A 9,823-nucleotide genomic window follows, 5' to 3' on the forward strand; every position below is an offset into this window, starting at 1 on the left:
CGGTCAGTCCTCTCGGCGGACCAGTCGCGCAACGGCCTCCACGTGGGAGGTGTGCGGGAAGAGGTCGAAGCCCTCGAGGCGCTCGAGCTCGTAGCCGGCCCCGGTCAGGGCGCCCACGTCGCGGGCGAGCGCGACCGGGTCGCAGGCGACGTAGACGAGCTGCGCCGGCCGCAGCTCCGCCAGAGCGTCGGTGACCGCTCGGCCGGCGCCCGAGCGCGGCGGGTCGAGGACCACGGTCGCCGCGCGCCACCGCGCCCGCTCGCGCGTATCGGCCTGGGCGACGACGTCGCGGAGGTAGCGGTCGACGCGGGCGGTCACCGCGCGGGCGCCGACCTGGTCGGCCAGGTTCTCGAGCGCGTGCTCGGTGGCGCGGGAGTCGCTCTCGACGCTGGTCACGCGCACTCCGGCGCCGAGGCGGTCGGCCAGCGCCGCGGCGAGCAGGCCCACCCCGCCGTAGAGGTCGTGGTTGGCGGCCGACGGGTCCGCCGCGTCCGCGTCGACGGCGGCCTGCACGGCCTCGAAGAGCGCGGCGGCGGCTCCGCGGTGCACCTGCCAGAAGCCGGTGCGGTCGACCCGGAAGGTGCGGTCGGCGACGAATTCGCTCACCACCGTGCGGTCGCGGCGGGCGCGCTTGTCGGAGGGGTCGTGCACGAGCACCGCGGCTCCCTCGGACCCGGCCGCGTCGACGAGGTCGACCACCGAGCCGGGAGCGAGGCGCTCGCCGAGCGGTGCGGCCAGGGAGGAATCGGCGGTCGCGAGGGGCAGCGACTCCACGGTGACGACGTGGTGGCTGCGTGCCGCGTAGGGGCCGACCCGTCCGTCGTCGTCGACGTGGAGGCGGTTCCGCGTGCGCCAGCCGAGGCCGCCGGACGCGTCGTCCCCGCCGATCGGCGCGACCTCCACCTCGATCTCGCGACGGGCGAAGCGGGAGAAGGAGTCGACGAGCACGAGGCGCTTCAGCTCGCGCTGGTAGGCCAGGTCGGCGTGGCCGAGCTCGGCGCCGCCGACGCGCTCCTCCGGGCGGCGGTCGAGGGCGGCCTCGGGCCAGACGTGCTCCACCCGGTGCTCGGACGCCTCGAGCACCTCGAGCGCCTCGGCACGCCAGAAGCTGTCGTGCCGGACCTCGCTGATCCGCGCCCGCACGCGCTCGCCGGGGAGGACGTCCGGGACGAAGACGACGCGGCCCTCGTGCCGGGCGACGAACACGCCGCCGTGGGCGACGTTGCTAATGTCGAGCTCGATCTCGGTCCCGAGTGCGTCGTCGGCCCCGTCGGGGCGGGCGGATGCTCGGGACGGGGTCTGTGCCATCCGTCGAGCATCCCACAGCGTGGGCCCGGCCGCAGGGAGCCCTCGTGCGCCTCTACCTCGCCTCCACCTCCCCCGCGCGCCTCGCGCTGCTGCGGGCCTCCGGGATCGAGCCCGTCGTCGTCCCCTCCGAGGTGGACGAGCCCGCGGCCGTCGCCCGGGCCGAGCAGGAGCGGGGCGCGGCGCTGGACGCGGACGCCACCGTCTCGCTGCTCGCCCGCGCCAAGGCGCACGCCGTCCTGCGCCCGGACATCGACGGTCTGGTGCTCGGCGGCGACTCCGCGTTCGTCCTCGACGGGGTCGTCCACGGCAAGCCGCACGAGCCGGAGCGGGCGCGGGAGCGCTGGCGCGCCCAGCGCGGTCGCACCGGCCGCCTCCACTCCGGCCACTGGCTCGTCGACCACCGCGGCGGGAGGATCGTCGCCGAGGCCGGAGCGGTCACCTCCGCCGCCGTCACGTTCGCCGACGACATCGACGACGCCGAGATCGACGCCTACGTCGCCACCGGCGAGCCCCTCGAGGTGGCCGGCGCCTTCACCATCGACGGCCGCGGCGCCGGCTTCATCACCGCGATCGAGGGCGACCCCTCGACGGTGATCGGGATGTCGGTGCCGACCCTCCGCACTCTGGTGCGGAGCCTCGGCGTCGACTGGACCGCGCTCTGGAACCGCTGAGGCCCGTCCCGCCCTTGTGAGGAACCGACGAAGGCCCTCCGCTTCTTTGTGGTGAGCCGCGCCGGGCCGGGCGGAGCCGCCCCCTAGGGTTGGGGACCATGCCGAAGATTACGAAGGTGCTCGTCGCCAACCGGGGCGAGATCGCCGTCCGAGTCATCCGCGCCGCCCGCGACAGCGGGATCGCCTCCGTGGCCGTCTACGCCGACCAGGACCGCGACGCCGTGCACAGCCGCCTCGCCGACGAGGCCTACGCCCTCGGCGGGACGACCAGCGCCGAGACCTACCTCGTCATCGACAAGCTGCTCTCGGTGGCCCGCCGCTCCGGTGCCGACGCCGTGCACCCCGGCTACGGCTTCCTCGCCGAGAACGCCGACTTCGCCCGCGCCGTCATCGACGCCGGCCTGATCTGGATCGGCCCCGGCCCCGAGGCCATCGAGCGCCTCGGCGACAAGGTCTCGGCCCGCCACGTCGCCGAGAAGGTCGGCGCGCCGCTGGCCCCGGGAACCCTCAACCCCGTCTCCGGCGCCGCCGAGGTGCTCGAGTTCGTGGACCAGTACGGCCTCCCCGTCGCGATCAAGGCGGCCTTCGGCGGCGGCGGTCGCGGCCTCAAGGTCGCCCGCGAGCGCGACGAGGTCGAGGAGCTGTTCGCCTCCGCCACGCGCGAGGCCGTCGCCGCCTTCGGCCGCGGCGAGTGCTTCGTCGAGAAGTACCTCGACCAGCCGCGCCACGTCGAGACCCAGTGCCTGGCTGACGCGCACGGCAACGTCGTCGTGGTCTCCACCCGCGACTGCTCCCTCCAGCGCCGCCACCAGAAGCTCGTCGAGGAGGCGCCCGCGCCGTTCCTGACGGATGCGCAGAACACCGAGCTCTACCGCGCCTCGAAGGCGATCCTGCAGGAGGTCGGCTACCTCGGCGCCGGGACCTGCGAGTTCCTGATCGGCAAGGACGGCACGGTGTCCTTCCTCGAGGTGAACACCCGCCTCCAGGTCGAGCACCCCGTGTCGGAGGAGATCACCGGCATCGACCTCGTGCGCGAGCAGTTCCGCCTCGCCGAGGGCGGCGTGCTCGACTACGACGACCCGGAGCCCCGCGGCCACTCCTTCGAGTTCCGCATCAACGGCGAGGACGCGGGCCGCGGCTTCCTCCCCGCTCCGGGCCCGGTGCACGTCTTCAAGGCCCCCGGCGGACCCGGCGTCCGCCTCGACTCCGGCGTCGTCGCCGGCGACGTGATCTCCGGCTCCTTCGACTCGCTCCTCGCGAAGCTGATCGTCACCGGCGACAGCCGCGAGCAGGCGCTGGAGCGCTCGCGCCGCGCCCTCGCCGAGTTCGAGGTCACCGGACTGCCGACCGTCCTCCCCTTCCACCGCGCGATCGTCGAGGACCCGGCCTTCGCCCCCGAGGGCGGCGCGCCCTTCACGATCTACACCCGCTGGATCGAGACCGAGTTCGAGAACACGATCCCGGCCTGGAGCGGCGAGCCCGGAGCGACCGACGAGCCGGCGGCCCGCCGGAACGTGGTCGTCGAGGTCGACGGGCGCCGCGTCGAGGTCACTCTCCCCGGCGACCTGGTCGGCTCGGGACCCGCCCGCGGGGCCGCTGCCGCCTCCCCGAAGCGCCGCGGCTCCTCCTCCGTCAGCACCGTCACGGGCGACTCCGTCGCCTCGCCCATGCAGGCCACCATCGTCAAGGTCGCCGTCGCCGAGGGCGACACGGTCGTCACCGGCGACCTGGTCGTCGTCCTCGAGGCGATGAAGATGGAGCAGCCGCTCACCGCCCACAAGGACGGCGTCGTGAAGGGCCTCGACGCGACGGCCGGAGCGACCGTCCCCGCGGGACACGTGCTCCTCCAGATCGTCTGAGCCCGTTCCGGGCCGCTCCCCGCGCGGCCCGGCGCGGTCGGCTCCTCGACGTGAGGGGTACCGCCGAGCGGGTCGCGTCGCGCTGCCGTCAATCGCTTCGCACGCGATTCCCGGTCGTGCGCTCTGCCGATGAAGGGCCGCACCCCGCGCGGCCCGGCGGAGTGGCGCGTCAGGTGACGATGTGCATGGCGCGCGCGGCGTCCGAGATCGAGCCGGTGAGGCTCGGGTAGACGGTGAAGGCCCGCGCGACCTGGTCGACGGTCAGGCGGTGCTCCACGGCGAGGGCGAGCGGGAAGATCAGCTCGCTCGCCTTCGGAGCGACGATGACGCCTCCGATGACGGTGCCGGAGCCGGTGCGCGCGAACAGCTTCACGAAGCCGTCGCGGATGCCCATCATCTTCGCCCGCGGGTTCGCGGCGAGCGGGAGCTTGTAGATCTCGCCCTGCGCGATGCCCTCCTCGATCTCGCGCTGGCTCCACCCGACGGTCGCGATCTCGGGCTGCGTGAAGATGTTCGCCGCGACGTTGCGCACCTCGGTCGGGTTCACGGCGTCGCCCATCGCGTGGAACACGCCGGTGCGGCCCTGCATGGCGGCGACGGAGGCGAGCGGGAGGAACGTGGTGCAGTCCCCGGCCGCGTAGATCGAGGGGACGCTGGTGCGGGCGACGCGGTTGACGCGGATGTGCCCCGACTCCGTCAGCTGCACCCCCGCGTCCTCGAGGCCGATGCCCGCCGTGTTCGGCACGGAGCCGACGGCCATCAGGCAGTGCGAGCCCTCGACGACACGTCCGTCCGAGAGCACGGCCTGCACGCCCTTCTCGGTCCGCTCGACGCGGTCGGCGCGCGACTTCGAGAGCACGACCATGCCGTTGCGCTTGAAGACGTTCTCGATCACGGCGGCCGCGTCGGCGTCCTCGCCGGGCAGCACCTGGTCGCGGGAGGAGATGAGGGTCACGCGGGCGCCGAGCGCACGGTAGGCGGAGGCGAACTCCGCGCCGGTCACGCCGGAGCCCACCACGATCAGGTGCTCGGGGACGGACTTGAGGTTGTAGAGCTGGGTCCAGCTGAGGATGCGCTCGCCGTCGGGAGCCGCGGTCGGGAGCACACGGGGGCTGGCGCCCACCGAGACCACGATCGTGTCCGCCTCGATGCGGTCGAAGTCCATGCCCTCGCCGCCGGCCGCCGTGGAGACGATCAAGGCGTTCGAGCCGTCCAGGCGCCCGTCCCCCTGGACGATGCGCACGCCGTGGTGCACCAGGTTCGCGCGCATGTCCTCGGACTGCTGGCGCGCGAGCCCGAGCAGGCGCTTGTTCACCGTCGTCAGGTTGACCGCCACGTCCGGGCGCACCGGCTTGTTCTGCTCCGAGCGGGTGAAGAACTGCACGCCCAGGTCGGCGGCCTCGCCGATGGCGTTGGTGGCCTCCGCCGTCGCGATGAGCGACTTCGACGGGACGACGTCGGTGATGACGGCCGAGCCGCCCACTCCGACCCGCTCGACCAGGGTGACCTCGGCGCCGAGCTGCGCTCCCGCGATGGCGGCTTCGTAGCCGCCCGGCCCCCCTCCGAGTACAGCGATCCTCTGCGCGCGCTCGAACTCGTAAGCCATGCTTCCCATTGTCCTCTCTCACTGAGTGTTCGCCCAATCGCGGGGTGTCGGATCGGCCGCGGGAGTCGCCCTCCGCCGCCGCGCAGCCCGTCGGTAGGGTGGGAGGATGTCCGACCAGACCCTGCACCCGCTCGACGCCCCCGACGCCGATCCCTTCGAGATCGCGGCCCGCGCGGCCGCTCAGATCGCCGAGGCGACAGGGGTCGAGAAGCACGACATCGCCCTCACCCTCGGCAGCGGCTGGGGCAAGGCCGCCGACGCGATCGGCGAGACGACCGCGACGGTGGAGGCCACCGAGATCCTCGGCTTCTCCAAGCCGGCCGTGCACGGGCACGGCGGCACCCTGCGCTCCGTCCTGCTCCCCACCGGCAGGCGCGCGCTGATCATCGGCGCCCGCACCCACTACTACGAGGGCTACGGCGTGCGCCGCGTCGCGCACAGCGTCCGCACCGCCGCCGCGACGGGCGCGACGGTGATGATCCTCACCAACGGCGCGGGCGGCATCAAGGAGCACTGGACGCCCGGGACCCCCGTGCTGATCAGCGACCACATCAACCTCACCGCCGACTCGCCGCTCGAGGGCGCGACCTTCGTCGACCTCACCGACCTCTACTCCTCGCGCCTGCGCGACCTCGCCCGCGGGACGCGTCCTGAGCTGGACGAGGGCGTGTACGTGCAGTTCCGCGGGCCGCACTACGAGAGCCCGGCCGAGGTGCAGATGGCGAAGATCATCGGCGGCCACATCGTCGGCATGTCGACCGCCCTCGAGGCCATCGCCGCGCGCGAGGCGGGCATGGAGGTGCTGGGCATGTCGCTCATCACGAACCTCGCCGCCGGCATCCAGAAGACCCCCCTCAGCCACGAGGAGGTGCTCGAGGCCGGCCGCGACGCCGAGGACGACCTCGCCCGCCTGCTCGCCGGGATCACGGGCGCCCTGTGAGCGCCGACGTCCGGGAGCTCGCCGAGGCCTGGCTCGCCCAGGACCCCGACCCGGAGACGCGGGAGGAGCTGGTCGGCCTGCTGACCGCCTCCGACTCGGGCGACGCCTCCGCCCGCGCCGAGCTCGAGGACCGCTTCGGCGCCCGCCTGGCGTTCGGCACCGCGGGCCTGCGCGGCGCCATCGCGGCGGGATCCAACCGGATGAACCGCGTGCTGGTCTCGCAGGCCGCCGTCGGCCTGGCCGACTTCCTGCTGGCGCAGGGCGTCCAGCGGCCCGTGGTCGTGATCGGCTACGACGGCCGGAAGAACTCGCGCGTCTTCGCGGAGGACTCCGCCGCGCTGATGGCGGGCGCCGGCGTGGACGCGGTGCTGCTGCCCCGGCTCCTGCCCACCCCCGTGCTGGCCTTCGCCGTGCGCCACCTCGGCGCCGACGCCGGAGTGATGGTCACGGCGAGCCACAACCCGCCGCAGGACAACGGCTACAAGGTGTACCTCGGCGGCGCCGACGAGGGCTCGCAGATCGTGCCGCCGGTCGACTCCGAGATCGCCGAGCGGATCCTCGCGGTCGCGCGGGACCGGCGCGTTCCGGAGCTGCCGCGCGGCGAGTACCGGCTCGCGGACGAGTCCGTGGTCGCCGCCTACATCGAGGCGACGGCCGCCGTCGGCCGCCAGTCCGCTCCGCTGCGCATCGTCTACACGGCGATGCACGGGGTCGGCTGGGAGACGGCGCACCGGGTGCTCTCCGCGGCGGGATTCGACGAGCCGGCCGTCGTGGTCGAGCAGATCGAGCCCGACGCGGCGTTCCCCACGGTCGCGTTCCCCAACCCGGAGGAGGCGGGCGCCCTCGACCTCGCTTTCTCGACCGCGCGCTCCGGTCGCGCGCAGCTGATCGTGGCCAACGACCCGGACGCCGACCGCTTCGCCGCCGCCGTGCCCGACGCCTCCGCCCCGGAGGGCTTCCGGCGCCTCACCGGCAACGAGGTCGGAGCGCTGCTCGGCTGGCGCGCCGCCGAGCAGGCCCGCCGCGAGGGCCGCACCGGAGGAGCGCTCGCCTGCTCGATCGTGTCCTCCCCCGCCCTCGGTGCCGTGGCGGCCGACTACGGCCTCGACTTCGCCGAGACGCTCACGGGCTTCAAGTGGATCTCGCGCGTCCCCGACCTCGTCTTCGGCTACGAGGAGGCGCTCGGCTACCTGGTGAACCCCGGGACGGTCCGCGACAAGGACGGCGTCTCGGCCGCGCTCGCCTTCCTCTCCCTCGCGAGCGCGCTCGCCGCCGAGGAGCGCACGATCGACGACGAGCTGGAGTCGTTCGCCGAGCGGTTCGGGCTCTTCGGATCGGAGCAGATCTCGCTCCGCGTCACCGACCTCTCCGAGATCGGCCGGATCATGGCCGGACTGCGCGCGACGCCTCCGACCGCGATCGGCGGGCTCGCCGTCGAGCGGAGCGAGGACCTGCTCGCCGAGGGCGGCGCGCTGCCCCCGACCGACGCGCTCCGCTTCTCCCTGGACGGTGCCCGTCTCATCGCGCGCCCGAGCGGCACGGAGCCGAAGGTCAAGCTCTACCTCGACGCCTGGTCGCACGACTCCGACGCCGACGCCCGCCGGTCGGCCGTCTCGTCCCGCCTCGCCGCCCTGCGCACCGGCGCCGCGGAGCTCCTCGCGTAGGTCCCCCTCCGGTCAGCGGGGCGCGCGGACACCGATCCGCTCGCCCCGCTTCCAGAGCCACTCCACCGGACCGAGCTCGAACCGGCGCAGCCACAGGTGCGCCGCGAGCACGACGACCGCCGCGATGAGCAGGAACGCTCCGACGGTCGCCGGGACGCGCCACTGCGCGGCGGTCACCGCCAGCCCGAGTCCCCAGCCGTAGAAGAGGGCGCCGCCGAGCAGGTTCTGCAGGAGGTAGGCGCTCAGGGCGACCCGGCCGACCTCCCGCGCCCGGCGTGCCGCCCAGCCCTCGGCGCCCCGGCGGAGGCAGGCCTCGGCGAGGGCCGCGAGCAGGCCGAGCCCGACCAGGGGCGCGACGAGGTAGCGCTCGGCGAGCAGACCGGCGGCGCTCCCCCCGACGCCCAGCGCGAGGTCGACGGGGAGGGCGAGGGCGCCGAGGACCATCATGCGACGGCGGAGTGACGCGCCCTCGGCGGCGAGGACCCCCGCCCGATGGAGGCGCGCGCCGAGGAGGAACATCGCGAGGCTGAGGAGCCCGATGAGCACCGGCTCCGCACGGAAGACGCCCGCGTTCTGCAGCCGGAAGAGGGCGAGGCCGAGGAACGACGCGTCCGCGGAGGGGCTCCGGCCGGTCGGCCCCTGTCCGGCACCGTCCGGACTCACCGCCACGAGCGCCACGAGCGCCGAGATCAGGACGACGTGCAGAGCGCCGCAGACGAGGATCACGCGGCGCTGCGTCGTCGGCCGGGTGAGCAGCAGCCAGGCGACGACCGCTCCGGTGACGGCGTATCCCATGAGGACGTCGAACTCCGCGATCAGCACGTAGTTGACCGCGCCGTCCAGGAGGAGGAGCGTCGCGCGCCAGAGGTAGCGGCCCGGCCAGCGCGTCCCGCGCCGGACCGCGGAGGCGTGCTGGATCGCGAGGCCCACCCCGAAGGCGAGGGAGAGGAGGGCGAGGAACTTGCCCTGCGCCAGCGCCATCAGCAGGAGCTGCGCAGTCCCGGCGGAGGAGGAGGTCTCCGGCGTCACCGGGACGGAGAGCAGTCCGAGCATCCCCCAGGGGTGGGAGAAGATCCAGATGTTCGTGCCGAGGGTCCCGATGATCGCGACACCGCGGACGACGTCCAGGGTCGCGATGCGGCGGCCGGCTCCGGCACGGGGTGGCAATACGGTCGTATTGGTCATGTCCGAGAGCGTAGCCTGCTCGAGCAGTCGAACGAGAGGGACGCCATGCCGGATCGGCGCGAGAGCAGGAGCGACATCCTCTCGGCGGTCGTCGCCGTCCTCTCGACCCGCGGGGCGGAGCACCTCAGCATCCGCACCGTCGCGGCCGAGGCCGGCGTCTCGGTGGGGGCCGTCCAGCACCACTTCCCGACGAAGCAGGCGCTGCTGGCCGGCGCGATGGCCCGGGTCGAGGAGCGCTTCCGCGAGCGGATGCGGAGCCGCCTGGAGGCCGAACCCTCGGCCGAGGTGCGGCTGCGCGTCTTCTGCGACGAGATCGCGTGCGTCGCGGACGAGGACGTGCCCGACGCGATCGTGTGGACCGCCTTCGCCTCCCGCGCCGGCACCGATCCGGAGATCCGCGCGATCCACACCGCCGGCTGGTCGCGAACGGAGGACGTCGTCCTGGAGCTGCTGCGCGCCGCGCATCCCGCGGCGTCGCTCGGCGCCGACGACGCGGCGCTTCTCCTCGCAGTCCTCGACGGCATCGCGGTCTCCCGCGCGGCCGAGCGGCCCGCCCGCCTCTCCCCCGCCTTCGGGGTGGGCCTCGCGAT

Annotated in this window: 8 protein-coding genes; 5 read left to right on the top strand and 3 right to left on the bottom strand. The window is 74.1% G+C overall.

The window, feature by feature from the left end; genetic code table 11:
- Nucleotides 1–3 precede the first annotated feature (3 nt).
- Nucleotides 4–1,308, bottom strand: a complete 1,305-nt coding sequence (locus C5C54_RS01670; protein WP_146078769.1) for a class I SAM-dependent RNA methyltransferase — start codon at nucleotides 1,306–1,308, stop codon at nucleotides 4–6.
- Nucleotides 1,309–1,352: 44 nt separating this feature from the next.
- Between C5C54_RS01670 and C5C54_RS01675 the strand changes: the two genes are divergently transcribed.
- The gene (locus tag C5C54_RS01675; RefSeq protein ID WP_181027094.1) at nucleotides 1,353–1,979 is read left to right on the top strand and encodes a nucleoside triphosphate pyrophosphatase; all 627 of its coding nucleotides are present in this window, start codon (nucleotides 1,353–1,355) and stop codon (nucleotides 1,977–1,979) included.
- Nucleotides 1,980–2,077: 98 nt separating this feature from the next.
- Complete coding sequence (locus tag C5C54_RS01680; RefSeq protein ID WP_104287658.1) at nucleotides 2,078–3,838, top strand: biotin carboxylase N-terminal domain-containing protein; 1,761 nt, start codon at nucleotides 2,078–2,080, stop codon at nucleotides 3,836–3,838.
- A 169-nt stretch (nucleotides 3,839–4,007) separates the two neighbouring features.
- Here C5C54_RS01680 and C5C54_RS01685 read toward each other — a convergent pair whose 3' ends face one another.
- Nucleotides 4,008–5,444: an NAD(P)H-quinone dehydrogenase gene (locus tag C5C54_RS01685; protein WP_104287659.1), complete on the bottom strand. Its 1,437-nt coding sequence runs from the start codon at nucleotides 5,442–5,444 to the stop codon at nucleotides 4,008–4,010.
- 106 nt (nucleotides 5,445–5,550) lie between these two features.
- Here C5C54_RS01685 and C5C54_RS01690 point away from each other — a divergent pair, with 106 nt between their 5' ends.
- Nucleotides 5,551–6,384 carry a purine-nucleoside phosphorylase gene (locus tag C5C54_RS01690; protein WP_104238027.1) on the top strand — a complete coding sequence of 278 codons (834 nt, stop codon included), beginning with the start codon at nucleotides 5,551–5,553 and terminating at the stop codon, nucleotides 6,382–6,384.
- The gene (locus C5C54_RS01695) at nucleotides 6,381–8,048 is read left to right on the top strand and encodes a phospho-sugar mutase (protein ID WP_104262419.1); all 1,668 of its coding nucleotides are present in this window, start codon (nucleotides 6,381–6,383) and stop codon (nucleotides 8,046–8,048) included. The genes C5C54_RS01690 and C5C54_RS01695 overlap by 4 nt, the downstream gene beginning before the upstream one ends.
- Nucleotides 8,049–8,060: 12 nt before the next feature.
- On the opposite strand, the gene C5C54_RS01700 is transcribed toward C5C54_RS01695, so the two are convergent.
- Nucleotides 8,061–9,233, bottom strand: a complete 1,173-nt coding sequence (locus C5C54_RS01700) for a DUF418 domain-containing protein (protein ID WP_104287660.1) — start codon at nucleotides 9,231–9,233, stop codon at nucleotides 8,061–8,063.
- A 45-nt stretch (nucleotides 9,234–9,278) separates the two neighbouring features.
- On the opposite strand from C5C54_RS01700, the gene C5C54_RS01705 reads away from it, so the two are divergent.
- The coding region (locus C5C54_RS01705) for a TetR/AcrR family transcriptional regulator (RefSeq protein ID WP_104287661.1) at nucleotides 9,279–9,823 on the top strand (545 nt) is incomplete at its 3' end.

Source organism: Rathayibacter sp. AY1F2 (assembly GCF_002930885.1).
Classification (GTDB): Bacteria; Actinomycetota; Actinomycetes; order Actinomycetales; family Microbacteriaceae; genus Rathayibacter.